Source organism: Microbacterium phoenicis (assembly GCF_047302325.1).
GTDB lineage: Bacteria > Actinomycetota > Actinomycetes > Actinomycetales > Microbacteriaceae > Microbacterium.
In genome coordinates this window covers 31,752-56,849 of sequence record NZ_CP154849.1, presented here as the reverse complement: position 1 = coordinate 56,849, position 25,098 = coordinate 31,752, and the positions used below count along the sequence as shown (strand labels likewise).

At 65.7% G+C, this 25,098-nt stretch carries 24 protein-coding genes; 12 read left to right on the top strand and 12 right to left on the bottom strand.

Translation table 11 applies throughout. The annotated features are described in order from the left end of the window. Positions 1-56 precede the first annotated feature (56 nt). Positions 57-536: a DUF4916 domain-containing protein gene (locus tag ABCU91_RS00270; RefSeq protein ID WP_406924652.1), complete on the top strand. Its 480-nt coding sequence runs from the start codon at positions 57-59 to the stop codon at positions 534-536. Here the strand turns inward: ABCU91_RS00270 and ABCU91_RS00265 are convergent. Genes ABCU91_RS00265 through ABCU91_RS00250 form a run of 4 tightly spaced genes read right to left on the bottom strand, consistent with a single transcriptional unit; the run spans position 529 to position 4,127 of the window. Next, on the bottom strand, positions 529-813 hold the full coding sequence (locus ABCU91_RS00265) for a Dabb family protein (RefSeq protein ID WP_406924653.1): 285 nt from the start codon (positions 811-813) through the stop codon (positions 529-531). The two genes, ABCU91_RS00270 and ABCU91_RS00265, sit on opposite strands and share 8 nt — an antisense overlap. Before the next feature lie 4 nt (positions 814-817). Beyond that, the gene (locus ABCU91_RS00260; protein ID WP_406924654.1) at positions 818-1,840 is read right to left on the bottom strand and encodes a GDP-L-fucose synthase family protein; all 1,023 of its coding nucleotides are present in this window, start codon (positions 1,838-1,840) and stop codon (positions 818-820) included. Next, entirely contained in the window at positions 1,798-2,826 is a 1,029-nt protein-coding gene (gene gmd, locus ABCU91_RS00255; RefSeq protein ID WP_406924655.1) for a GDP-mannose 4,6-dehydratase, read from the bottom strand. The genes ABCU91_RS00260 and gmd overlap by 43 nt, the downstream gene beginning before the upstream one ends. 29 nt (positions 2,827-2,855) lie before the next feature. Then, entirely contained in the window at positions 2,856-4,127 is a 1,272-nt protein-coding gene (locus ABCU91_RS00250; protein WP_406924696.1) for a glycosyltransferase family 4 protein, read from the bottom strand. Between the two features lie 221 nt (positions 4,128-4,348). Here ABCU91_RS00250 and ABCU91_RS00245 point away from each other — a divergent pair, with 221 nt between their 5' ends. Genes ABCU91_RS00245 through ABCU91_RS00235 form a run of 3 tightly spaced genes read left to right on the top strand, consistent with a single transcriptional unit; the run spans position 4,349 to position 7,364 of the window. Further along, complete coding sequence (locus ABCU91_RS00245) at positions 4,349-5,332, top strand: glycosyltransferase (protein ID WP_406924656.1); 984 nt, start codon at positions 4,349-4,351, stop codon at positions 5,330-5,332. Next, positions 5,329-6,345: a hypothetical protein gene (locus tag ABCU91_RS00240; RefSeq protein ID WP_406924657.1), complete on the top strand. Its 1,017-nt coding sequence runs from the start codon at positions 5,329-5,331 to the stop codon at positions 6,343-6,345. Before ABCU91_RS00245 ends, ABCU91_RS00240 begins: the two co-directional genes overlap by 4 nt. Then, entirely contained in the window at positions 6,342-7,364 is a 1,023-nt protein-coding gene (locus ABCU91_RS00235) for a polysaccharide pyruvyl transferase family protein (RefSeq protein WP_406924658.1), read from the top strand. The genes ABCU91_RS00240 and ABCU91_RS00235 overlap by 4 nt, the downstream gene beginning before the upstream one ends. Here the strand turns inward: ABCU91_RS00235 and ABCU91_RS00230 are convergent. From ABCU91_RS00230 to ABCU91_RS00220, 3 genes are read right to left on the bottom strand one after another with little or no spacing between them, the layout of a single operon-like run. Further along, positions 7,348-8,571 (bottom strand): O-antigen ligase family protein, encoded by a 1,224-nt coding sequence (locus ABCU91_RS00230; RefSeq protein ID WP_406924659.1) that lies wholly within the window; start codon positions 8,569-8,571, stop codon positions 7,348-7,350. The genes ABCU91_RS00235 and ABCU91_RS00230 overlap by 17 nt on opposite strands. After that, a complete protein-coding gene (locus tag ABCU91_RS00225) occupies positions 8,568-9,635 on the bottom strand; it encodes a polysaccharide pyruvyl transferase family protein (RefSeq protein WP_406924660.1) in 1,068 nt (355 codons plus the stop codon). The genes ABCU91_RS00230 and ABCU91_RS00225 overlap by 4 nt, the downstream gene beginning before the upstream one ends. Then, the gene (locus ABCU91_RS00220; RefSeq protein WP_406924661.1) at positions 9,622-10,845 is read right to left on the bottom strand and encodes an oligosaccharide flippase family protein; all 1,224 of its coding nucleotides are present in this window, start codon (positions 10,843-10,845) and stop codon (positions 9,622-9,624) included. The genes ABCU91_RS00225 and ABCU91_RS00220 overlap by 14 nt, the downstream gene beginning before the upstream one ends. A 256-nt stretch (positions 10,846-11,101) precedes the next feature. Here ABCU91_RS00220 and ABCU91_RS00215 point away from each other — a divergent pair, with 256 nt between their 5' ends. The 6 genes from ABCU91_RS00215 to ABCU91_RS00190 all read left to right on the top strand — a co-directional run bounded on the left by ABCU91_RS00215 (position 11,102) and on the right by ABCU91_RS00190 (position 15,720). After that, a complete protein-coding gene (locus ABCU91_RS00215) occupies positions 11,102-11,539 on the top strand; it encodes a hypothetical protein (protein WP_406924662.1) in 438 nt (145 codons plus the stop codon). Positions 11,540-11,779: 240 nt separating this feature from the next. Next, the gene (rplM, locus tag ABCU91_RS00210) at positions 11,780-12,226 is read left to right on the top strand and encodes a 50S ribosomal protein L13 (RefSeq protein WP_065570908.1); all 447 of its coding nucleotides are present in this window, start codon (positions 11,780-11,782) and stop codon (positions 12,224-12,226) included. A gap of 29 nt (positions 12,227-12,255) precedes the next feature. After that, positions 12,256-12,741: a 30S ribosomal protein S9 gene (rpsI, locus tag ABCU91_RS00205; protein WP_413354321.1), complete on the top strand. Its 486-nt coding sequence runs from the start codon at positions 12,256-12,258 to the stop codon at positions 12,739-12,741. Between the two features lie 7 nt (positions 12,742-12,748). Continuing rightward, the gene (gene glmM, locus ABCU91_RS00200; RefSeq protein ID WP_406924663.1) at positions 12,749-14,092 is read left to right on the top strand and encodes a phosphoglucosamine mutase; all 1,344 of its coding nucleotides are present in this window, start codon (positions 12,749-12,751) and stop codon (positions 14,090-14,092) included. 329 nt (positions 14,093-14,421) lie between these two features. Next, positions 14,422-15,495 carry an acyltransferase family protein gene (locus tag ABCU91_RS00195; RefSeq protein WP_406924664.1) on the top strand — a complete coding sequence of 358 codons (1,074 nt, stop codon included), beginning with the start codon at positions 14,422-14,424 and terminating at the stop codon, positions 15,493-15,495. Positions 15,496-15,549: 54 nt separating this feature from the next. Then, positions 15,550-15,720: a CsbD family protein gene (locus tag ABCU91_RS00190; protein ID WP_406924665.1), complete on the top strand. Its 171-nt coding sequence runs from the start codon at positions 15,550-15,552 to the stop codon at positions 15,718-15,720. Between the two features lie 72 nt (positions 15,721-15,792). On the opposite strand, the gene ABCU91_RS00185 is transcribed toward ABCU91_RS00190, so the two are convergent. Beyond that, positions 15,793-17,256, bottom strand: coding sequence for a glutamate--cysteine ligase (locus ABCU91_RS00185; RefSeq protein WP_413354320.1), 1,464 nt, complete (start codon positions 17,254-17,256; stop codon positions 15,793-15,795). A gap of 160 nt (positions 17,257-17,416) precedes the next feature. Between ABCU91_RS00185 and ABCU91_RS00180 the strand changes: the two genes are divergently transcribed. Beyond that, positions 17,417-19,255 (top strand): hypothetical protein, encoded by a 1,839-nt coding sequence (locus ABCU91_RS00180; protein WP_413354319.1) that lies wholly within the window; start codon positions 17,417-17,419, stop codon positions 19,253-19,255. Between the two features lie 3 nt (positions 19,256-19,258). Here ABCU91_RS00180 and ABCU91_RS00175 read toward each other — a convergent pair whose 3' ends face one another. The 3 genes from ABCU91_RS00175 to ABCU91_RS00165 form a co-directional block, all read right to left on the bottom strand. Continuing rightward, entirely contained in the window at positions 19,259-19,402 is a 144-nt protein-coding gene (locus tag ABCU91_RS00175) for a hypothetical protein (protein ID WP_413354318.1), read from the bottom strand. A 113-nt stretch (positions 19,403-19,515) separates the two neighbouring features. Then, positions 19,516-21,066, bottom strand: coding sequence for a GMC family oxidoreductase (locus ABCU91_RS00170; RefSeq protein ID WP_413354316.1), 1,551 nt, complete (start codon positions 21,064-21,066; stop codon positions 19,516-19,518). A gap of 17 nt (positions 21,067-21,083) precedes the next feature. Then, complete coding sequence (locus ABCU91_RS00165) at positions 21,084-22,460, bottom strand: alpha/beta fold hydrolase (protein ID WP_413354315.1); 1,377 nt, start codon at positions 22,458-22,460, stop codon at positions 21,084-21,086. A gap of 143 nt (positions 22,461-22,603) precedes the next feature. Here ABCU91_RS00165 and ABCU91_RS00160 point away from each other — a divergent pair, with 143 nt between their 5' ends. Beyond that, positions 22,604-23,497 carry an SDR family oxidoreductase gene (locus ABCU91_RS00160; protein WP_413354313.1) on the top strand — a complete coding sequence of 298 codons (894 nt, stop codon included), beginning with the start codon at positions 22,604-22,606 and terminating at the stop codon, positions 23,495-23,497. Positions 23,498-23,500: 3 nt separating this feature from the next. On the opposite strand, the gene ABCU91_RS00155 is transcribed toward ABCU91_RS00160, so the two are convergent. After that, a complete protein-coding gene (locus tag ABCU91_RS00155) occupies positions 23,501-25,072 on the bottom strand; it encodes a cellulase family glycosylhydrolase (RefSeq protein ID WP_413354311.1) in 1,572 nt (523 codons plus the stop codon). Positions 25,073-25,098: the final 26 nt, after the last annotated feature.

Here is a 25,098-nt window from a genome sequence, read left to right as displayed (position 1 = left end):
TGCGGCTCAGTCTGCCATAGGCCCGTGTCGGGCAAATGACGCGAGAGGATCGTGCGGTGACCTATCTCCCCGACGACGTCTACGCCCTCGTAGAGCAATCGGTTCCCCTCTTGTGCGTCGACTTCGTGCCGGTACGAACGACCGCACAGGGTCGCGAGGTCGGTCTCATCCTGCGCGATTCACCGTTCGGAGCCGTGTGGTGTCACCTCGGCGGGCGTGTCATGCGTGGCGAGACCCTCGTGAGTGCACTACGACGCCACGCTTTCGACACCCTGGATGTTGATATCGCCGTTGACGCGAACGCGCAGCCACATCACGTCTACGAATGGTTCCCGGTCGAACTCGCTCCGCGCGACGGAACGGAGCATGGACAAGACCCACGGAAGCACTCCGTCGGGTTGTCTTACGTCGTGGAGATCATCGGCGAGCCCGTGCCCCGAAACGAGGCGACGGCGTTCGGCTACTTCCCCGTCGACGACCTCCCCGAACCGATGTGGCCGGGATCGGAAGCGTTGGTGCGCCACCTGCTCAGCTGAGCCGGTCGCCGATCCACCAATCCGAGATCGTCGCCATCTCCGCGGCGATTGTTTGATGCCGGGGATGTGACCGAAACGCCGCGAACGCGTCGGCGTCGGTGAACTCGGCTTCCTCGATGACGATGCGTCCCTTGCGCTCGTCAAGAGATCGCGCGATGTGCCAGCTCACTATCCCCGGCAGGTCTGCAAGTGAGGTCAGCTGCCCGATGGCATGCGCCACATCGTGCTCGTCGACATTGTCATGGACCCGGAAGAGCACGATGTGGCGATACGCCATGGACTTACTCGCGAATGCTGTCGACGTGGTCGCGGTACCACGCGACCGTGCGCTCGAGTCCCTCTTGCAGACTGATCCTGGCGGTCCAGCCGGCCTCCGCCAGCTTCGAGACGTCGAGCAGCTTCTGCGGGGTGCCGTCAGGCTTGGTGGTGTCCCATTCGGTGTCGCCGCCGAACCCGGTCACGTCGGCGATCGTCTCCGCGATCTCGCGGATGGTGACGTCGCTGCCGGTACCGACATTCACCTGATCGGGGCCGTCGTAGTGCTCCATCAGGTGCAGGACTGCGTCGGCCATGTCATCGGAGTGCAGGAACTCGCGTCGTGGTGTTCCCGTTCCCCAGTTCGTGACGGCAGGAGCTCCCGCTTTCGCTGCCTCGTCGTACCGACGAATGAGCGCGGGGAGGACGTGCGAGCCCTTCGGTGAGAAGTTGTCGTTAGGGCCGTACAGGTTCGTCGGCATGGCGCTGATCCACGGCAGCCCGTACTGGCGGCGCACGGCCTGGGTGTGGAGGATGCCAGCGATCTTCGCGATCGCGTACGCGTCGTTCGTGGGCTCGAGGTACCCGGTGAGCAGAGAATCCTCACGGATGGGTTGCTTGGCGAGCTTTGGATAGATGCAGGACGACCCGAGGAAGGCGACCCGTTCGACGTCATTGGCGAGGGCCGCGTCGAGCACGTTCGTCTGGATCCGCATGTTGTCGGAGAGAAAGTCGACGGGGTAGGTGGAGTTGGCGAGGATGCCGCCGACCTTGGCTGCCGCGAGCACGATGTACCTCGGCTTGGTCTCCGCCATGTAGGCAAACACGTCGTCGCGCCTTTTCAGGTCGAGTTCCGCAGAACTCTTCCCGACAACGTGCGTGAACCCCTCCGCCTCGAGCTTGCGGACGATCGCCGACCCGACGAGACCGCGGTGCCCGGCGACGTAGAACGTCGCATCGCGATCGAGTTCGCTCGGCGTATATGTGACTCCGTCGATGGCGGTGCTCACGCGGTTCCCCACGAGGCCAGCTTCACGGTGTCGATCCATTCCGGACCCTTTTCGAGTGCTTCCACGTCGGCATCAACCATGAGCTTGGCCAGTTGCTTCCCGTCGATCGTCGGGACCCAGCCGAGTTTGTCCGCCGCCTTCGACGGGTCGCCGATGAGGGCGTCCACCTCGGTGGGGCGCAGGTAGCGCTCGTCGAACTTCACGAACTCCTGCCAGTCCAGGCCGACGTGACCGAACGACGTCTCGAGGAAGTCTTTAATTGTGTAGCCGACACCCGTGCCGAGGACGAAGTCTTCAGGCTCGTCGGCCTGCAGCATGCGCCACATGCCCTCGACGTACTCTGCGGCGTAGCCCCAGTCGCGGATGGACTCAAGGTTGCCGAGATAGAGATCCTTCTGGACGCCGGCTTTGATGCGGGCGACGGCGCGCGTGATCTTTCGGGTCACGAACGTCTCGCCTCGGCGCGGCGACTCGTGATTGAAGAGGATGCCGTTGACGGCGAACATGTCGTACGCCTCGCGATAGTTCTTCACGATCCAGTACGAGTAGAGCTTCGCGACGCCGTAGGGCGAGCGCGGGTAGAAGGGCGTGTTCTCGCCCTGCGGCGGGGGAGTGGCGCCGAAGAGCTCCGAGGTGGATGCCTGGTAGAACCGCGTCTTGATGCCGGAGAGGCGGACGGCTTCGAGCAGCCGGACCGTGCCGGTACCGGTTGTGTCGGCCGTGTGCTCGGGCTCGTCGAAAGACACGCGCACGTGCGACTGCGCGCCAAGGTTGTAGACCTCGTCGGGGTTGATCTCGCTCATGAGGGTGACCATCCGGGCGCCGTCGCTCAGGTCGCCGTAGTGGAGGAAGAGCTTCGCTGTCGGTTCGTGCGGATCGACGTACAGGTGGTCGATGCGGTGGGTGTTGAAGGTCGACGCGCGGCGGATGAGTCCGTGCACCTCGTACCCCTTCGCAAGCAGCAGTTCGGCAAGGTACGAGCCGTCCTGACCGGTGATGCCGGTGATGAGTGCGCGCTTGGTCACGTGGAGTCCCCCTGGGCTAGACGAGCTGGTCAGCTCGCCGACGCGACGGTACGCGGAGGCCGCGCACGGTCTCCGTCGATGAGCGTTTCGAGAAGAGTAGCGAACGATTCGATCGCGAATGTTTCGTCGAGAACCGTCTCGCGATACCGCTTGCCGCTCGCGCCGAGCTCGTCAGCACGAGCGTGATCGCGGCCGAGACTCAGGCTCGCGTCGAGCAGAGCCTTAGGGCTGGCTGCGGGGACGACCACGCCTGCGCCGGCCGCACGCACCTCGTCGGCGGTAATGCCCTTCGAGTCAGTAGCGGCTATGACGGGGCGTCCGCTCGAGAAATAGGACGTGAGCTTGCTGGGTACAGCCATCTCGCTGACGCCTGGGTACTCGTTCACGAGCAGGATGTCGGCGGCCGCCAGCGCTGCCGAGAACTCAGCGTCGGGGAGAGGATCGATGAACTGCAAAGTCGAGACCCCCTCGCCTAGGGCTCTGAGGCGTTCGCGCTCGCCGCCGCCGCCCATGAGGACGAAGCGCACGTCGTCGCCCCGTTCGGCGGCGAGCCTGGCCGCGTCGACGACGTTGCCGAGGCCCTGTTTTATCCCCATGTTGCCGGCGTGCAGGACGACGACCTCGTCGCCCCAGCCGCGCGCCGCGCGGGCTGCGGCGCGGTCGATGGGGGGAGTAGCGGCGAGGTGGGTCCAATTGCGAACGACGTGAATGCGTTCGCGTGGGATGTCGAAGTCAACGCTGACGCGATCGGCGAAGCGGTCGTGGATGACGACGACACGGTCAGCGTTCGAGAGTAACCATTTCTCGGTGCGCTGGATGATGCGACTGCTGATCCCGCCCGCCTGACCCGTCTCACGAAGACCCAGCCAATAGAGGTCTTGCACCCAGACGACGAGCGGCGTCTGGCGGTGGAAGATCTTCAGTCGCAATGCCGCCGCAGCGGACGAGAACAGCGCCGGAGAAACGGCGATGACCGCATCGGGCCGCCGGAGCGGGGCCGCGATGAGGCGCATTCCGAAACTCAGTTCAGAGAGCAGGCGACGGATGCCGCTGGGTTTGCTCGGCACGTAATGGCGCAGTCGGAGGGTGTCGACGCCGTCGAGATGTTCCCTCCGTGACCACTGTCCGTAACCTGGCGATACACGCCATTCCGGATAATGAGGATGCGTCGTGACCACGTGCGTCCGGTATCCCCGCCTCGTCAAGCCACGCGTCATCGCGCCGGTGTAAGGGGAGATGCCGGTCGGCTCGGGGGGGTAGTTGACTCCCAGTACAGTGACTGCGGGGGCGGGACGCGACATGCTCTCGACCCTAGCCGGGCGACCGTTTCGCCCTGGTTTCGAATGGTGAGCGAGTTGGCAAACCATGGCCTGAGAGGACTCGTCTGATGCGACCGGTAGGCAGTTTGCTCCGCGGACGTCGGCGCAAACCATCTGTCATTTTTGTCGGCCCTTTTCCGCCTCCGGTCCATGGGCAATCAGCCGCGACCGCGCGAATCGCCACGGACTTGCGTGAAGCGGGTTTGGATCTCGCGACGATCGACGACTCCGGCGGTCGCAATCTCGGAGCCATCCGGCTGTTCGCTCGGGCGGCAGCGACCATGTCTTCCTCGTTCAAAATCCTCTTCCGGCGCGGCACCTCGGCCGTCTACCTTTCGTTGAATGCCGGCCCCGGAATGTGGCTCACAGTTTTGAACGTAGCGGCGGCCCGCGTGCGCGGGCGGCGCCTCGTCATCCACCACCACACCTACGGTCATTTGGATGTGCCCGTAATCAGAGCACGCGCCCTAATGCGAGCGGCCGGGCCGGCCGCGTGCCACGTGACGCTGTCCCCGTCGATGACGACGGCGTTGAAAGCCACATACCCTCGCGCCCGACTGGTGATCGAGTTGACGAACGCGGGTTTAGTCGACGATATTTCGCCCCAGAACGACGGCCCCGCGGGCGCGAAAGGTCTTCGGATTGGCTTGCTCAGCAATCTGACAGAGCATAAGGGAATCTTAGAATTGGAGATCCTGACAGAGGAACTCGTGGCTCGCGGGCTCAGGCCGTTGATCCGGGTGGGTGGCCCAGCCCGGGATTCGAAAGCACGGAGTGCACTCGAGCGCATGCAGGCCTCCTTTGGGGGAAACTTCGACTATTGGGGCCAGGTGAGCAATCAGCAAAAGGAGACCTTTTTTTCGGACCTCACGCACTTCGTATTCTTAACGCGCTACGCAAACGAGGCCTCACCCCTGGTCGTGCTGGAGGCGCTAGCCGCCAACGTGAGGGTAGTTGCCTTTAATCAAGGCGCGATCGTTGACCTCATCGACGAGAGGTCCGGGATCTGCATTCAGCAGACAGACAGATGGGTCGATGATGTCGTGGCCGCGTTGGTCGATCAGGGAACGGAGGCCGCCACTCCGCGCGCGCGATACGAGGAGCTTCGAACTTTGTACACAGAGCAACTAGACCGACTGCGTGACTTCTTGTCCGCGACGCCCACAAGTGAAGTGGGGAAAAAATGACCAACCACGTCGCTCCGGACTTGGTCGCCGCCGTCCCGGTCGTCGTGATCGGTTTCAAGCGGCTCGCCCCGCTGATCCGAGTTTTGGAAGCGACGCGCGTAAACCACAATGGCCCGATCTACGTGATGCTCGATCACCCGCGACCGGGCCGGCCAAACGAGTTGTCGGAATGTGCCGAAGTCCGCTCCTGGGTTGGGGCCTGGAAGCAAGGCCAGACAAATGTTGTCGTTAAGGAGATGGAAGTCAACCTGGGAGTGTCGCGCGCGATGCCGGCGGCGATCGATTGGGTCTTCTCCGAGGGGCACGAGAGCGTGATCGTGCTTGAGGAAGATTGTCTACCCGCGCCAGACTTTTTCGGATTCATGGACGCGATGCTGAAGAGGTTCGCGGACGATGAGCGCGTGATGATGGTGAGCGGTGATCAATTTGTTCCCGAGCCGATGGTGCGCACGTTGGAGAGCTCATACTATTTTTCGCGATATATCCACATCTGGGGATGGGCAACGTGGAAGCGAGCATGGCGCCACTACGACCATGACATGAACCAACTCGATGATCCGCTTCTAAAAACGGACCTGCGTGCACTGTTCCCCCGCGACGCCGAGGCCAAGACGTTCGGCAAGATATGGGCGGGGCAGCGCGGCAATGATGATGACACAGCTTGGGCCTCCAGGTGGATGCTGGCGTGCCTAGCTCAGAGCGGTCTTTGTGTGTGTCCATCAGCAAACCTAGTTCGAAATATCGGCTTCGACTCGGACAGCACGCACACTCGATATGCTTCCCGATACCAAGTTGCCGGGCTCGATCGGCTTCATGAGCCGCTGAAAGATCCTGCGAGCGTGCTGCCTTGGCGGCTTGGCGATGAGTGGTGGTTCGACCACATGATTTCGAAGCATCCGTTCGCGCGAGTGAGGCGCCGGATCCTCAAAGTCGATCCGACCGTCGTCCCGGATCGGGTGAGTCCAACCGCCGTCCCGGACGGTACAGAAAGTAGTAAAGAAGGGTCATCGTGAAGATCGCGTTGTGGGGTTCCTATGATCACGGGAATTTCGGTGATGACTTGATGGCCGAGATCTTCGCCCGGGAGATCGCGCGTCAAGGGCATGAAGTCACTCTCATCTCGAACAATCCGCTCCTCGATGACGCGGAGAATAGCTATTTGCGAGGCAGCCTGTCGGGTTGGGAAGGCGATTTGGTTGTGGTGGGCGGCGGCGCAATGCTGTCATCGGAAAGTCGTCTCCGCTTCTACCTCAGTAGGGCGTCGAGAGATGTTGAGAAGGAATTTCGTTCTCTGTTGAACTTCACCCAAGCAGCAAACGTTCCTGTCATGCCTATTTCTATCGGAGGAGACGGAGTGTCTCCTCCTGCGATCATGGGGAGTCGTCATCGATTCTTTGCGTCGAATGTTGTTCAGCAGGGCACAGTCCGGCTGCGCGCGGATGTTGACATGGCCGAGTCTGTCTTCGGCCTACACCTTGCGTATTACCCGGATATTCTATTCGCTACGAACCGACTTATCTCGAATGTGGCCCGGCCGGATCGCATCGCGACCAAGCCGCGCATCGGAGTCAACGTTAATGAAAAGAAGGTCGACGGAGAATTTCGCCGGCTAGTGGAAGACCTATCGGCCTGGAGCGAGGTCGTTTACCTGACCACACACAGTTCTCACTTCAATCGCCGTTATGAACTTCGACCAAACGGGGCAGAAGCGATTTCGTATGAGACGCTGCCAGACTTTCTGGCCGGGCTTGCGGCGCTAGACCTCGTCATCTCCGACAAGTTGCACGTTGGAGCTGTCGCAGCGTCATACGGAGTCCCCTTCCTCTCGTACAAGGGGCGAGGTAAGGTGCGCCGAGCCCATGAGGAGTTGGGTCTGTCGGAGGCGATTGTGACCTCGTCCGAGCATCTTTCCACCCTTCTACTCAAGTGGCGTGACGCGGGCAACGTCAGAACGCTCGCGGACAGCATCCCAGCGAACGGTCTCGATCAGGAGGCAATGGGGCATCTGTTGTTCCTCAAGTCGAGGCTGTAGAGACGTCGGGGACGGGACGCGGCGAACTCCTACGAAGTGTTCCCCAAGCTGCGAGGAGCGGGAGCCAGTAATAGGCCTGCTCAAATAGCGCAGAGGTCAGCGAGTAGAGAATGATCATTACGATCACGGCGGTCGCGGTCGCGTCCTGCTTCCGAACGAGAGCCCTCACTACCAGCACGAATGACGCGACTACGAGTGCGGCTACTGCGGCGGCGAGGACAATGCCCCCCTGATACCAGGCGCGTAGCGGGAGGCTGTGGACCACTGTCCCTAGATCGATCGCGGCAGCGCTTTCGACGTCCAATCCCTTGCCTAGTAGCGGGTCGATTTGGATGTACTCCCACGCTGAGTCGTAGGTTTGTCGTCGGATCTCAAGAGTGCTTATCTCATTTGTTTGGCCCGTGACTTGCAGAATGCGTGAGAGGGGGTCCCTCATGGCATCGGAAATCGGAGGCAAAGAGATCGCGAAAGTGACGGCCGCTGCGCTCAAGCCGGCAGTTACAAGGAGGCGCGTGGGACCGATTCCGTTGGCTAACAGGAGAACCGCCACCGCAATCAGGCAGGGCAACATGCTGCTGAGACTGCCCGTGCTGACCAGTCCTAGTGTGTTGGCTGCGAGAGCAATCCAGGCAAGGAAGCTCTTCCTGCCGCGCCTCAGAACTATGGCAATGCATACGATTATGGCAATGGTGCTCATGAGTCCCAGAACGTTAGGGTGGCCTGCCAAACCGGGGGAGCGGCCGTTCGCCTGCACCTGATCGAGGGTGCTGACGCCAAGTATCTGCATAACACCCGCAGAGGACGAGACCGTTTGGGCGATCAAAAACGTTACGGTTGCAACACGCAGAGCCTCTGGTGCGCGCGCGATCGTTCCGCGTATCGCGAAGGGAGCCATCCCAAGAATCAGGAGCAGTTGCGCGCCTATGCTCAAGGTGGCAGCGGGGCCTGATGCGCCGCTGGACGTGATGCCGGCGACGATCGACGCGTAGCCAGCAAACGCCCAGATACCCCACCACTTCGGGCGTTGTCCGAGGCCTAGGAGAATCGTCGCGACGATGAGAAGGGCGATTAGCCCGGACCACGCGCGAGCCATCTCTGGCGGCAGAATCCGATACAGGGGTATGCCGAGTGCCACAACGGACCAGGTGGCCGTCGCGATCTGTCGTAAGAAGCGCGACGCGAGGGGTGCCTCGGACGATCCCCTCACGCTCTATCCGTCATCTGCAAAATTGCGGCCGCCTCGCGCTGAATCTGTTCAAGCTCCGACTGAGCGACTGAGCGTTGACGTGAGAGTTCACCTGAGAGGGCAGCGACTCGCTCAAGATCGAGTGTTGGAGTCTCGGGGGTGAGTATTGGCATCGAGAGCCAAGGTGCCAGTGTCAGCTGAAGCTTGCGAGTTCCATCCTCAACCGCAACCGGGACTGCTCCCGCGTTTGTCGCGAACAGCGCAGCGTGCAGGCGATTGGTGACAACTACTGCTGCTTTGCCGTACGCGGAGGATACCCGCTTGAGTTGAATCAAATGAGGTTCGCTCGTCCATGCGACAAGATCTGCATGATAGATTTCCGCGAGCTGCTGGTGCAGCACGTCGTCGCGCTTGACTTGGGTCACGAACTCAACGTCCCAATTAAGTTGCCTGGCGCTACGAACTAAGGCTGCCACCATTTCGTGGTTCAAATTTCGATCACCTCGAAGCGAAAAGCAGATCTTCGAGCGAATCTGTTCGTTATCCGGTGCCGAGTTGCCGGCTGCGAAGGCAACGTCGGGAGCTACTCGTAGCTCCGTTCCGACAGCTTCGCCCGAGGCGTGATCGCGGACTGTGATCAAGTCGAACGAGCGAGCAATTGATCGATCAATCTTAATCTTGCCATCGGTCGATCCCGAGAATGCGCGTCCGATCGCGATTGACCTTCCGCCCCGGATTCGCGCGATTGAGAGGTTCAGCAGATTTATCGCGCCTTTACGGAGGCTCCGCCGAGTTCCCACTCGCTGTGGACCTGGTGCGTAAACCAAGTTTGCATCGCCCGTCACAGCATGTCGCAGGAACAGAAGTTGAAAAAGCAGAGGGTTCGATACGAAGCGGACTGAGGATTGGGGGAATGCGTCCATGTATGTTTTAGACATTGACCCCGTGTATACGACGACCTCCTTGTGAATAGGTAAAATCCAGCCGAGTACGATCCTTCGAATTTCGAGGTCGCCCAAGTTGTCGTCCTGTGCGGAAATGCTGTAGAACGCGGTCCGAAGCGCGGTTTGCTCACTCGCAGTCATCTTCTCTCCTTCGTGCGTACATTGTGAGGCGTAGGGCGAGCATTGATGCCTGCACTACGTAGCTCGTTGCAAGCCCAACACTGGCTCCCAGTGCTCCGTATGCTGCCCCCCCGGCGGCAACACCGCCGAGGCAGGTAATCGTCATCACGAAGGCTGCGCGACTGGCGAACACTCCGAGACCGACACCTTGGAGCACCGCGTTCAGAATCGAGGCGCACCCTGCGGCGATAAGCCCCAACGTTGTCACCTGGACGGCAGGGATTGCCGGACTATATGCGGCCCCTAAGGCCGCCGGTATAGCCCAGGGGATGGCGATGAACACTCCGATATAGAAGATGCTCAAACATATGCACGAGACAAGCACCACTCTCACGAGGCTCGATAGCGAGTCACGCCTGGTCCGAGCCGCCATCGGCAGAACCACGGCCGCTAGCGAAGTGGGTAGAAGTCGCAGCGGAGTTGTGAGTCGCGCGGCAAGCCCATAGAAGCCTGCCTGAGCAGAGGTTGTTACTGCGAGAACGATAGTTGTGTCGAGGTTTCGTACCTGAGTTGCAATCGAATTCGCCCAATACGGCCGGGATTCACGAAGAATCGCGCGTGCCGACGTCGGGCTGGAATCGAATACATTTCGACGCATGATAAATCTGCGAGCGAACATCCAAGAAAGCGCCGCGGCGATCAGGCTCCCACTGCCGAAGGCCAGTATCGGATCAATCGGCACGACCGTGATTAGAAGGAGGAATGTCGCTGCAGCTGTGAATCGGCGCGCGATCAAATTCACTGTGTTCACGCGTGCGTCCCCATCAGCGACCGCGACATTTAGCCAAACATCCGCGCTTCTTTCACAGGCTGCTGCCAAGGCGAGGGGGATAAACGGCCATAGTCTGGGCTCGAATGGCGCGATGGCAGCGATGAAGGCGGCAAGGGTCGTCGCGAAGATGAGAGAGGTGACTTCATTCAGTCTTAAGGCGCTGTAGACACTCGGCCCTGAAGGATTCCTAGCGCGTTCGCGGACGATGAATGTACCGAGGCCGAGGGACGATGCGGCTTGTGCGATAAGAAGAACACCTTGCGCAGCCGCGAACCAGCCAAATAGGCCGGGTGATATCAGCCTCGCAAGAAGCAACATCGAGCCTGCTTGGACCAGCGCAGCGACTATTCGGCCCGCCGAGACCCAACCGAACTGTCCCCAAAGACGCGATGGTCGCACTGACGCCTCCGGAATGGGTTTTGCCGAGCTGAGAGTTGGCAGTCGGTGGTCGCGGCCAGCACGTGGCCCTGCGATCAAAGCGCGCAGAAGGGATCATATGCGGGTCGAGTGACGTCTGTGTTAAGCGCGGGTTCGAGCCTGCGCCTGATCGCGAGGATCGACGCTAGGCGCCAGCACGGGCGTGAAGCGAGGGCGACCCCTGAGGGGCTACTTCGACTGCTGGCCGACGACCCGCAAGGAGTGCGATGCTGTGCGGGTGAACCTCAGCGAACGTCTCGTCGCCCACCGTCGCCATCGGCTTGCACGCGAGCTCCTGCTCCTTTACGGAATTGAGTTTCCTCGAGAGGTAATGGTGGGCCGCGACCTGCGACTGGTTCATCGGGGGATGGGAACAGTCATCCACCCGCGCACCCGAATCGGCGATCGGGTTCGGATCTTCCACCAGGTCACGATCGGACGGGCGGACGGGCACGTACCCGCCGAGAAATCGGGCATGGAGCGGATCGATATTGGCAGTGATGTCGTACTTTTTCCTGGGGCGAAGGTCCTGGGCGGCGAGGGGGTCACGACAGTCGGGCAGGGAACACTGGTGGCTGCCAACGCGGTCCTGACCCGATCGACGGGGGAGTGGGAAGTTTGGGGCGGCGTGCCTGCGCGGAAGATCGCCGACCGGCCTCGGGAAGAATCGTCCTAGCGAGCAATGCACGCATCGTCGTCCAGGCGATCACCGTCGTTGGGCGTGCAGCGTCAAGACACGACCCAGAATCATCTGATTACCCGAAGGTGGTAGTATCCCTTTTGGTGCCTGCGCCCTGCTGGCCTCGCACCGCGAACGTGAGCCCTCCACTGGCGTGTTCGACCGGCATCCCGAGCGAACCACCCCGGAGTGGGATTCACGAACTCCTCCGTTCGAATCTATGAAAGCAGCACTACTGTGACGCGCACTTACACGCCCAAGGCTGGTGAGATCACCCGCGAGTGGGTGGTCATCGACGCATCCGACGTCGTCCTCGGCCGCCTCGCCTCGCACGCTGCCACGCTCCTGCGCGGCAAGCACAAGCCCACGTTCGCGAACCACGTCGACACCGGCGACTTCGTGATCATCATCAACGCCGACAAGGTAGCCCTCACCGGCCAGAAGCTCGAGCAGAAGAAGGCCTACCGCCACTCCGGTTACCCGGGCGGCCTCAAGTCGGTCACCTACTCCGAGCTCCTCGAGAAGAACTCGGTTCGCGCTGTCGAGAAGGCCGTCCGCGGCATGCTCCCCAAGAACAGCCTGGGTCGTCAGCAGCTGACGAAGCTGAAGGTCTACCGCGGTGCTGAGCACCCCCACGCTGCCCAGCAGCCCACCACGTACACCTTCGACCAGGTCGCCCAGTAAGCGCCGCCGAGAAGAACAAGGATTATCTGATGGCGAAGATCGCTGACTCCCTCGACCAGACCCCTGAGAACTACTCGACCGAGACCCCGGCCGCCGCTGAGGCTGCCCCGGTCCGTCCCGTTCTCTCCGTCCCCGGTGCCGCCGTTGGCCGCCGCAAGCAGGCCATCGCCCGCGTGCGCCTGGTCCCCGGTTCGGGCACCATCACGGTGAACGGCCGCACGATCGAGGACTACTTCCCCAACAAGCTGCACAAGCAGCTGATCAACGACCCGTTCACGGTCCTCGGCCTCGCCGGTGGCTACGACGTGATCGCCCGCATCTCGGGTGGTGGCCCCTCGGGCCAGGCCGGCGCCCTGCGCCTCGGCATCGCGCGGTCGCTGAACCAGATCGACGAAGAGAACAACCGCCCGACCCTCAAGAAGGCCGGCTTCCTCTCCCGTGACGCTCGCGTCAAGGAGCGCAAGAAGGCTGGTCTCAAGAAGGCGCGTAAGGCTCCTCAGTACTCGAAGCGTTAATCCTTCGATGGCACTGTTCGGGACGGACGGTGTGCGGGGCCTCGCGAACGGCCCCCTCACCGCCGATCTCGCGCTCACCCTGGCCCAGGCGACCGCTGTCGTCCTGGGCCAGGGTCGTATCGCGAACGCACGCAAAGCCGCCGGCAAGCGCCTCACCGCTGTCGTCGCACGCGACCCCCGGGTTTCCGGCCACTTCTTAAGCGCGGCCGTCGCCGCGGGTCTCGCCTCATCCGGCGTGGACGTCCTCGACGCCGGCGTTCTGCCGACCCCTGCCGCAGCCTTCCTCGTCGGCGACATCGACGCCGACTTCGGCGTCATGATCTCGGCGTCGCACAACCCGGCACCCGACAACGGCATCAAGATCTTCGCGCGCGGCGGCGTCAAACTGCCCGATGTCGTCGAACGGCGCATCGAAGAGGCGATGACCGGCCCGAAGCTCTCGCCCACTGGGGGAGCGGTCGGTCGCATCAGCCGGTTCGCCGATGCCGAGGACCGCTACGTCGTGCACCTGCTCGCGTCGCTTCGCACCAGCCTGCGCGGCCTGCACGTCGTGCTCGACTGCGCGCATGGCGCCGCCTCCGGTGTCTCGCCCGAGACCTTCCGCGACGCGGGAGCCAAGGTCACCGTCATCGGCGCCGACCCCAACGGCCTCAACATCAACGAAGGCGTCGGCTCCACCCACCTCGACGTCCTCGTCGCCGAAGTGCTCCGCACCGGCGCCGATCTCGGCATCGCCCACGACGGCGACGCCGACCGCTGCCTCGCCGTCGATGCCGACGGCCGCATCATCGACGGCGACCAGATCATGGCGATCCTCGCCGTGTCGATGAAAGAGCGCGGGCTGCTGAAGGACGACACCCTCGTCGCCACCGTTATGAGCAACCTCGGCCTGCACCGCGCGATGGCGGACAAGGGTATCCACCTCGAAACCACCGGCGTCGGCGACCGTTACGTCCTCGAGCGCATGAACGAGGGCGGGTTCTCGCTCGGCGGTGAGCAGAGCGGTCACGTCATCATGAGCGAGTATGCAACGACGGGCGACGGCGTGCTGACGGGTCTGCACCTCGCCGCGGAGGTCGCGCGTCAGCGCAAGCCGCTGTCGGAACTCGCAAAGGTCATGACCGTCTTCCCGCAGGTGCTGATCAACGTCAAGGGCGTCGAGCGGTCGCGTGCCACCGATGCCGACGTACTCGCTGCGGTCGAGGCCGTCGAAGCGGAACTCGGCGACACCGGCCGAGTGTTGCTGCGCCCGTCCGGCACCGAGCAACTTGTTCGGGTCATGGTTGAAGCGGCGTCCGAAGAAAATGCGAAGCGGGTTGCGGAGCAGCTTGCGGAGGTCGTGCGCGGCTGAGGTCAGGTCTGTGCTGGCGCCCAATATCGATCAGGTCGGAGCGGCATCCATAGATGACCCGCTCGAATCGCCCCCACTCAACAGTCCCCACGACTGAGCGGGGGCGATCCGACGTTGATGGTCGGAGCTCCGCACCATCGCGTGCGACCCCCCGCCGCTGAGCCGACCACCCGAAATGTTCGGAACCCTGCCGAATTTGGATTGGCCCGAGCACTCCGCGAACGGACGCGTACGTGCAGAACGACCCGCGGGACCACACCTGCCGTCGGTGGCAGCGTCCGCCCACCCGCTACTCTCTGATCGGCAGTGACCGATCGGGAGGAGACCGGATGCCCTCCACGGCCGCGAGCCCACGTCGCATCCAAGGGCTCGACCTCCTGCGTGGGTTCGCGATCCTGCTCGTACTGCTGCGGCACTCCTGGCCGGAGGTGTTCGGTGGCGCCGGCATCGTCGGGGTGGTGGTGTTCTTCACCCTCAGCGGGTATCTCATCACCGGCATCCTCGTCTCCGACGTTCGACGGTTCGGACGGGTGCGGTACGGGCGGTTCTACCGCAACCGCGCGATCCGGCTGATTCCCGCGCTGACCTTCCTGCTCGCCGGGTTCGTCATTGTCGAAGGTGTGATCGACCTCATCGACACGCGCGACGCGGTGTGGCGCACGGTGGTGCTCGCCGCGACCTACACGACGAACATCCCCGGGCTCGAGCCCACCAGCCGCTCGATGACCCACCTGTGGACGCTCGCGAACGAGGAGCAGTTCTACCTGGTGTGGCCGCTCCTGCTGGTGCTCGGCATCCGCTTCCGCCGGCTCCGCGCCGTCGTGCTCGGAGCGGCGGCCGTCATCCTGGTCGCCCTCGCGGTCACGATCGTCGTCCACCGCGACGACCTCACCTTCCTCTACACGCTGCCGACCACGTGGACCATCGCCATGATCATCGGCGCCGCGGCTCGACTGGCGCAGGTGAGGCTCGACCGGATCATCACGGAACGCCGGCGACCGTGGGTGGCCGGGGGATCGGTCGCGGGTCTCGTCGTGCTCGCGTTCATCCCGGATGCGAAGAGCTCGCTCCTCTTCTATGCCGTCGGAGGTGTGCTCATCGGCGCGACGACCGTCGCGCTCATGTGGTATCTGCGGACGATCCCCACCGTCCCCTCGATCGCGAAGCCCCTCCTCGGCCTCGGTGTGATCTCGTACGCGGCCTACCTGTGGAACTACCCCGTCACGTTCTGGGTACGCGACCTCGCGCCGAACAGCTGGCCCTGGATCGCCCCGATCCTCACCATCGCGCTGGCGACCGTCAGCTGGTTCCTCGTCGAGCGGCCGTGCAACAGGTTCAAGGCCCGGCTAACTCATCCGACGGTAAAACACCAGGGCCTCGCGGCATCCCCCTCCCGTTCGTAGCGTTGATGGTCCCGGAACGCTCCGCTCCCGGGACATCGACGAAAGGACCAGATCATGGGACTCGACGACAAGATCAAGAACACCGCCCAGGACCTCACCGGCAAGGGCAAGGAAGCGGCCGGTAAGGCCACCGACAACGAGCGCCTCGAGGCTGATGGTCACAAGGACCAGACCGAGGCCAACGTCAAGCAGGCCGGCGAGAACGTGAAGGACGCGTTCAAGTAAGCCACTAATGCTGACGCGAACGCCCTGGCCCTCGGGCCAGGGCGTTCTGCATGCGCATCGAGAGGTGCGGTCTCAGCTCCAGGTGTGCACCGGCTCGTTCGTGTGCATCGCCTCGCGGTACTCGAGGAGCGTCGCGCGGAGGGCGTCGGCTCGCTCCATCCCCGAGCGGGCCCGCATCCGGCGGGCGAACCATTCCGCGCCGTTCGTCCTCGTCACGCAGCGGCCCTCGATGATCCCGAGGTAGCGGTCGCGCTCGTCGGGTGAAACGCCCCACGCATCGAGGCCCTCCGCGGCGAGGGGCAGCAGGGTGTCGAGAATCAGGCCCGTCGCGGGCACCTGACCGGTGCCCGGCCACGACAGCTGAGCGTCGATGCCCACCCGCGCGGCCGACTGGAAGTTCTCCTGCGCGGCGGCGAACGGCATCCGCGACCACACCGGGCGCTCATCCTCCGCGAGCGAACGCACCAGGCCGAAGTAGAAGGCGGCATTCGCTACCGTGTCGACCACTGTCGGACCCGCCGCGAGGATGCGGTTCTCCACACGCAGGTGCGGCATCCCGTCGGCGACGTCGTACACCGGCCGGTTCCACCGGTACACCGTGCCGTTGTGAAGCTTCAGCTCCGCCAGTGACGGCACACCGCCCGCCTCGAGCACCTCCAGCGGATCCTCGTCGTCGATGATCGGCAGCAGCGCCGGGAAGTAGCGGACGTTCTCTTCGAACAGGTCGAACACCGACGTGATCCAACGTTCGCCGAACCACACGCGAGGACGTACGCCCTGCGCCTTCAACTCCTCGCTGCGCGTGTCGGTCGCCTGCTCGAACAGCGGAATGCGCGACTCGCGCCACAGCTCCCGGCCCAACAGATAGGGCGAGTTCGCCGCGACCGCGAGCTGCGCACCCGCGATCGCCTGCGACGCGTTCCAGTACGACGCGAACTGCGCCGGCGACGTCTGCACGTGGAACTGCGTGCTCGTGCACGCCGCCTCGGGCACGATCGAGTCGGCCGTCGTCTCGAGTCGCTCCGGACCGGCGATCGAGATCGCGATGTCCTCCCCGCGCGAGTCGAGCACCTGCTCGTTCAGCAGGTCGTACCGAGAGTCCGGGCTGAGGGTGTCGCTGCTCAGATGACGCTGCGCCAGGGTGGGCAGGATGCCGATCATCACGAGGTGCGCCCCGAGATCGGCGGACCGGTTCTCGGCGTCGTTCAGCCGCTGCCGCATGCCGTTCTCGAAGGTCGAGAGACCGCCCTCGCGCAGCTTCGCGGGCGGCACGTTGATCTCGACGTTGAAGCGACCAAGCTCCGTCACGAACGCGGGGTCGGCGATCGTCCTCAGGACCTGCTCGTTCCGCATCGCGGGGTCTCCGACCGCGTCGACGAGGTTCAGCTCGAGTTCGAGCCCCGTCATCGGGTCATCGGTATCGAACCGGGCTTCGCGCAGCATCCGTTCGAAGACGTCGAGGTTCCGACGGATCTTCTCGCGATGAAGGGTGCGGTCGGCGCCCGTGATCTCCTGCTTCTCGACTTCTTCTCCCACCCCGCCACGATAGGTCGGGGCGCCGGGAGCGCCGGGGGCGTTGACAAGCGTCGCGCTCGTCCCGCGTTCGTCATGTTCTCGGCGGACACTCTCGCCGCGAGGCCTCCGCCGCTAGACTGTCGCCGGGCCGACAGGCCTCTTTCTGGGGAAAGAACAGCTCATGGCCAGGCGGGCACCCGAACTCGCTGCGAAGCGGCGCATCATCCTCGGCGTCCACGTGTGGTGGGATGCCGTTACCAGCCGCGCCTTCTTCACGCGAACGGCGCTGTGGATCAGCCTGATCGTCTCGCTTACGGTCATGGCGCCGTTCCAGCACTTCTCCGGTCCCTCCGGCTATCTGCAGGTCGTGGTCATCGCGGTCGTCGGCTGGGCGATCCTGGTCGCCGCGCTGATCCCCGTGGCCCGTGCGGAGCGACGGATCCAGCGGGCGACGGCTCGCGGCATCCTCGTCCTCGCGGCCGTCGTCATCGCCGCGACCCTGCGCCCCTTCGTCAACGAGGGCGTGTACGTCCTCGTGTACGCCGGGACGCCGGACTTCAGCGGTCTCACCGCCCGCATCACCTCGAACATCGTCGTCTGGGTAGCGGGGCTGTCGATCATCGCGATGACCGTGCGGTCGATCGAGCTCACCCGCGGCAGCCGCGCCCGCCTCAGCGCGGCCATCGTCGCGCTGACCGACGGGCGGCGCCGCCTGGCCCGATTCGAGTCCGAGAACCGCGAGGTGCTCAGCCCCCTCATCTCTCGGCTTCGTCGCCGCCGTGAGGAGATGCTCGCCGGGACGATCGACTTCGCCGCGGTCCGTGACTACTCCGAGGAAGTCCGCACCGCCAGTCACCAGCTCGAGGAGCGCGGCGGGCTCGACCTGCGCGTCATCGCCGCAGCGGCCGAAGAGCAGCCGGTCGACGCACCGCCGCGTTCCGCGCTGACGATGCTGCGACCCACCCCGTTCGCGTTGACCGGTTTCGTCTTCCTCCTCGGCGCCGTCCCGCACGTGCACCACCTCGCCGGCCCGTGGGTCGCCGCGGGAGCGATCCTGCTCGGCATGCCGGTCACCCTGGCTGCCGACCTGGCCATCCGGCTCCTCAGCCGGGACGCGCCGCCGTCGCGACGCGGGCGCATCATCGTCGGCACGTGGATCGCCGCCGGGGTCGTGATGACTCTCGTCGCGCACCTCTTCATCGCCCCGGACGACCCCACGCGCCTCGTTCCGCTCGCGTCGCTGCCGCTCGTCGCCCTCGCGCTCGCCGCCTGCACCGACGCCATGGCCCGCGCGTCCGACAGTGCGCACCGGCTCGAGGTCGTGCTCGCCCTCGTCGCCCGGACCCTGACCGCGAAGACCGCCTCGGCACGCCGGCCCCTGCGCAACGCGGCGCACGTCCTGCACGGGCGGGTGCAGGGGCGCTGCGTCCTGCTCGCCGCCGCGGCCGACGAGTGGGAGCTCACCCCGGACGACGTCGCGACGTTCCGCCGAGAGACGGATGCCGCCTTCGATTCGATCCTCGCGTTCATCGCCGAGGTCGACTCCGCCGCGCTCGAGGGGACGGTGCAGAGCGCGCACGAGGATCTGTCCGAACTCGTCGCCACCTGGCGTGCCGTCGTCGGGGTCGAGAGCACCATCTCGCGCGCCGCGACGGATGCGCTCACCGACCCCGCGCTCTCGCGCCGCGTCGCCACCATCGTCAACGAGGGCTTCGTCAACGCGATCAAGCACTCCATCGCCAAGCAGGTCTGGGTCGACATCGACGTCACGGGCGATGCGCTGCTCGTTCGGACCTGGTCGACCGGCACCCTCGACAAGGCTCCCGTCGTCGCCCCTCAGCTGCGCGGCATCAGCGTGCTCGGCGTCGGCGCCCGCATCTACCAGCGGGGCGACGCGGTCGTGCTCGAAGTCCCGGTGCCGCTGAACCCCGAACGCGACCAGGTGCCGGCACCCATCGCGGTCCTGCCGCGGCGCGCGTGGTGGTCGCGCCGCCCCGCGGGGGCGTCCCGGGTCGGCTGACTCTCAGTACTCCAGCAGGGCGGCGACCACGAGGGCGATCACGCCCAGTGCGACGACGACCAGGGCGGCGTACGCCCACCACCGCAGACCGGGCGGCTTCGGCGCGGAGCGCTGGCGCGAACGGCGGTGCGACGAACGACCGGACATCGGTGACCTCCTCAGACGGCAGCGCGGACGCGCTCAGATTCGAGTGATCGGCACCGTTGACGAAGACGTGCCGCTCACCGTAGCGGACCGACGTGTCAGAAGGATGACGAAGGTCAGCGACCGGCGAGCATGAGGTCAGCCGTACGCAAGGCGAGTGCCATCTGCGTCAACGCGGGGTTCGCCGTCAGAGCACTCGGGAACGTCGAGTTGTCGCAGATCCAGAGGTTCTCGACCTCGTGCGACCGACCGGATGCGTCCACGACGCTGTCGGTCGGATCGTCACCCATCCGCGCCGTCCCGAGCGTGTGGCACGAGCGCTGCAGGACCCGCGTGCTGCGGGCACCCGCGGCCCGCAGGATCCGCTCCATCACCGCGACGCCGTGCCGATCGATGGCCCGCTCGTTGTCTCCCTGCGAGAACGTGATCTCGGCCCGCGGCATCCCGTCTTCGGCGAGTTCGTCGCTGAGGGTCAGCGCGTTGCGGTCGTCGGGCAGGCACTCGCCGTTCATGCCGACACCCGCGCTGAACGGGTACGCGCTCATGGCCGACATGAGGTCGTCGCCCCAGAGCCCCGCCCCGCGGACGAGTTGCGTGCCGAAGTTCAGCGGCATGACGCCGAGGCTCTGCAGCAGGTAGCCGCCCACGAAGTCTGCGTCATCCGGACGCACGAAGTCCTCGCTGATGATCGACGACGGGTACCCGCGATAGCCGCGGATCGGCTCGTCGAACGTGCCCCACACCTGCACGCCGCCGTGCGCCATGAACCCACGGCCCACGACACCGTTCGCATTGCCGACTCCCGTGTGCAGCAGCAGCCGCGGCGTCTCGACGCCGCCGGCCGCGAGCACGAGAGCGGCGCAGCGCTGCCGGTGATCGGCACCGCCCGAGCGGTACACGACGGCCGTGACCTTGCCCGAGGCATCCCGTTCGACTCCGTGGACGAAGGCGTCGGGGCGCACCTCGGCACCGGCGGCCACGGCGGCCGGCAGGTACGTGTTCGCGGTCGTCGCCTTCGCGCCGAAGCGGTCGCCCTGATGGATGTCGCCGTTGTCGAGTGTCGCCGAGCGCACGCCGTAGTGCGGCTGGTCGCGGTCACGCGTGAGGATCGCCGCCGGTCCGTCGGTCGCCGTGATGCCGAGGGCCTCGCACCCGCGGATCATCACGTCGGACGAGCCGTTGCGCCGCACCGGCGGGTAGGCGTACGAGCGCGAGGGGTCCCACGGGTAGTGCGCCGGTCCGCTGACGCCGATGTCGGATTCGACCCGCTCGATGTAGCGGATCAGCTCGGTGTGATCGATCGGCCAGTCGCGCCCCTCGCCCGTGTCGGTGCGCAGGCGCAGGTCGCGCGCATCCGGGCGCGGCGTGAACGCGCCCCAGTGCAGCGTGCTTCCGCCGACGCCGTAGCCGCTGTTGTTCGGCCCGAACGCCGTCGGGTCGTCGCCGCCGCTGAGGCGCTCCGACATCCAGTTGATCTTGGTCGACTCGAGCTCGTCGGGGGTGAACTCGCTCGGCGCGAAGTCCGGGCCCGCCTCGAGCGCCACGACCCGCAGGCCTGCCTCGGCGAGACGCGCGAGCAGGGGAGCGCCGCCGGCGCCCGTCCCCACGACGACGACGTCGACGACGTCGTCCAGATCGAACCTCTGCATGCCCGGGTGATCCGTCACCCGGCGATGATCGCCGGTCACGCGGCTCCCTCCACCACTGTCTCGCCGAGCTCGCTCGGCTCCCATGTCTCTCGTTCGCCCGCCGAGATGGCCGACCATCCCGCCGGGCGCGGGGCGGTGCCGCCGACCGCGAAACCGTCGAACCCGATGCGCGCGAGCGACGCCGGGTGGGCCAGCCACATGCGCAGCAGATCGTTGCGCGCATCCTCGAACCACGAGCGGATGCCGTCTGCCCCGAGGCCCGCCGCGTCGATCCCGTCGGTGATGAGCCGCACGATCAGGCTGCGCTGCTCGGCGACCTCGCCGGGCCACACCGCGGCGATCGCGTCGAGGCCGCGGGCGTACGCGATCGGATCGGCGGGGGAGCCGAGCGGACGCCAGCCGTCGGTGCCGCCGTCGGCGAGCATGTCGTCGATGCGCGTCGCCAGATCGATGGACGGCCCGTCGCCTTGCGGCACGAGCAGCACCGCGAGCGCACGGAGCGTCTCGATCTGCGCACGGTTCAGCGTGCGGGGCGCGCGGTCCCGGTCATCCGCGATCGCGCGGTGGGCGAGCGTCCGCCGCACGGCGACGTCGACGCGCGACGACGCGATCACGCGCCCCCACTCCGCCGGCACCACCGGAGCCGCCGCGCGGATCGCCTGCCACGTCTCGGCGAACACCGCGGCGACCCGCTCGGGAGCCTCGTACGGCAGCAGGTGGCCGACGCCCGGCATCCGCTCGACGTGGGCGCGGAGATAGACATCGGCGATCAGGTCGGGCTGCGCGTCAGCGCCGAGCGCCTCGTCGTCCTCGCCCGCCAGCACAACGACGGGCAGGTCGAGCGCACCCACGAGCGACGTCGCATCCTCGAGGCTGCCCGCGGTGAGCCAGTCGCGCCACGCGGATGCCGGCTGCCGCACGACCGCGTCGATCGCTGCGTCGTTCGCCTCGGCGGAAAGGGGGGTGGCGACGTTCGCGGTGACGAAGGCGGCGGCATCCTCTCGCGACAGGTGGTCACCCTGCGCGGTGGCGAGCATCTCGGCGCGCTTGTCGTCGGGCATCGGCTCGGGCGTCGGGGGAGAGGGAGCGAGCAGCACCGCGCCCGCGAGCCCGAAGACCTGCTCGGTGCCGGCCAGCACGCGCGCCATGACGCGAGCGGCGACCTTGCCGCCGAGGCTGTGTCCGCACACGAGGAAGGGGCCGCCGTCCGCCTCCGCCGCGATCCGCTCGAGCGCGGTGTCGGCGAGGTCATCGACGGATGCCGCGCGCCCCCGATCGAGCAGGTCGATGCCGACGACGCGGAGTCGCGGATCGGCCGAAGCTGCGATGGCGCCAGCAGAGGCGGCATCCAGTCCCAATCCCGGCAAGAAGAAGACGGTGCACTCGTGAGGGTGGTTCGCAGCGCTCGGCACGGCTCAACTGTAGGAACGCGCGGGGTCTACATCGCGCGCTTGCGCACCCGCCGGGGAGGTGCGATGATCGCACGCCTTGCCTCGGCGGCGACCTCCTCGCAAGGGGGTGAACCGATGCCACGCCCCGACCTACCGTGTCGGGCATGACCGATCAGTACACGTTCGACAACCCCGTCACCCGCTACGCCCGCGTCGAGCCGCCGGTGCAGCACCAGCCCGAGCCCGGCGTGCAGGCGCGGATGACACCGGTCCCCGACCTCGGCGAACACACGTACCGGGGGTCCGACCGACTGCGCGGACGCAAGGCGCTCGTCACCGGCGGCGACTCGGGCATCGGGGCCGCCGCTGCCATCGCGTTCGCGCGCGAGGGAGCCGACGTCGTCATCGTCCACCTGCCCGACGAGAGCGAGGATGCCGAGCACGTCCTGCAGGTCATCGCCGACGCCGGCGTGCGCGGCCACGCCATCGCCGCCGACATCACCGACCCGGCGCGCTGCCGCGACCTCGTCGCCGAGGCGTCCGAGTTCCTCGGCGGCATCGACATCCTCGTCAGCAACGCCGGCAAGCAGGTCGCCGTCGAGCGCGTCGAAGACCTCTCCGACGATCAGTTCCGCACCACGTTCGAGACCAACGTCTTCGCGTTCTTCTGGATCGTGAAGGCTGCGCTCGCCCACATGCCGGCCGGGGCATCCATCATCAGCACCGCCTCGCTCGAGGCGTACAAGCCCGCCCCGGACCGCCTCGACTACGCCGCGACGAAGGCGGCGGTCAACAACCTGTCGAAGGGTCTCGCACAGCAGCTGGCTCCCCGCGGCATCCGGGTCAACGTCGTCGCTCCGGGACCGGTCTGGTCGGCGCTGCAGGTCAGCGACGGCGTCTCGGACGAGCAGATGAAGGCCTTCGACGAGGAGAACGAGTACAAGCGGGCCGGGCAGCCCGCCGAGATCGCGCCCGCGTTCGTCTTCCTCGCGTCTGCGGAGTCCAGCTACGTCTCGGGCGAGACCCTCAACGTCAACGGCGGGATGGTCACGCCCTAGGGGTCAGCGCGTCACCGACAGAGTCAAGGGAGGGGATGCCGGTGCCTTCGGCGCGGTGAAGATCGCGCCGACGTCGACCCGGGATCCCTGCGTGAGGTTCGCGAGCCCCCACTCCGTGCCCGAGCAGCTGATGCGCGCGCTCGCCGTGCCGGGGCTCGCGACGCGGCACGACATGCCCCACGCGCTGTCGACGGCGGTCGCACCGGGCGACGCCCATGACGCCGTCCACGAGCGCACCTTGACGCCCGACGAGGCCGTGAGGGCGAGGGCGATCTGGTACTTCGACGGCCACGAGCTCGTCACGGTCAGGGTCGCCGAGACGCCGTTCGAGGACGCGCTCGTCGACTTTCCGACCGAGGGGTCGGGCGTCGACCCGGGCGCGGGCTGCTGCGGCGACGGCCGCGGTGCGGGCGTGGGAGCCGGGGCCGCGGGGTAGCGCACGTTCCTCGGCGTCAGGATCGGCTTCAGCGCGGCGAGCTTGGACTTCTCCCGCGTGTACCAGTCATCCTTCAACAGGCCGCCGGTGTCGCCGCTGTTCGGGTTGAACGACCAATACGCCCAGCTCATGCGCCGGTCCTTCAGATACTGGGCGAGCTTCGACAGCCACTTCTTGTCGGACGAGGACTGCAGCTTCGTGCCGAACTCCCCGACGAACACCGGGGCGATGTTCTTCGTGACGATGTAGCCCCACTGCTTGTCCCACAGCGCGCGGAGGTTCTCGGGGTACCGCTTGTCGCGGAACCACGGCTGATCGAACACGGATGACGGGTACTCGTGCGGGGAGTAGACGACCCGGTTCTTCACCTTCAGGGTGACGGGCTTTGACTTCACGCCCGTGAGGTTGCCGCCCCACCACGTGCCCTTGCCGTCGGCGCCGTACTGCACGCCCTCGACGATGATGAGCAGCCTCGAGTTGACGGTGTGGATCGCATCGCCGGCGCGCATCGCTGCGGCGCGCCAGTCGCGGGACGTCACACCGCAGCCCCAGCACGCCTTGCCGCGCGGCTCGTTGTGCAGGTCGAAGCCGATCACCGTCGGCTGGTTCTTGTAGCGCTTCGCGAGCATCTTCCAGTCCGAGATCCACCGGGACTCCGAGTACTTCTTCGTGTACCAGAGCTCGGACTGGGCATCGGAACCCGGCCGGTGCCGATCGAGGATCACGCGCAGGTTGTACTTGCGGGCGCTCGCGATCACGGCATCCATCACCGACAGCGCCGAGCCCTTCGCGAGCGTCGGGTTGAGCGCGGTGTTGACGGAGCCGACCGACTTCTTCGTCAGGCATTCGTTCGAGAACGGCAGGCGCACGGTGTTGAAGCCCATGCCCGCGATCTGCGCCATGCCCTGGTCGAGCGTGATCGACCACAGCCCGTGCGGAGCGCACGTGTCGGTCTCCATGCCGAACCACGACGTGGCCTTGAGGGTCACGGTCTTGCCGCTCGAGGCGTCCACGATCTTCGACCCCTGCGTCCTCAGCCAGGGGAGCGTGGCGGCATCGGCCGTGTCGGGGGTCGAGGCGACGCCGAGGGATGCCGTCAGCACCACTGCGGCCAGGACCGCGAGCACGCGTCGCAGCATCGGAAAAACCCCCGTCGAGAGCGGCA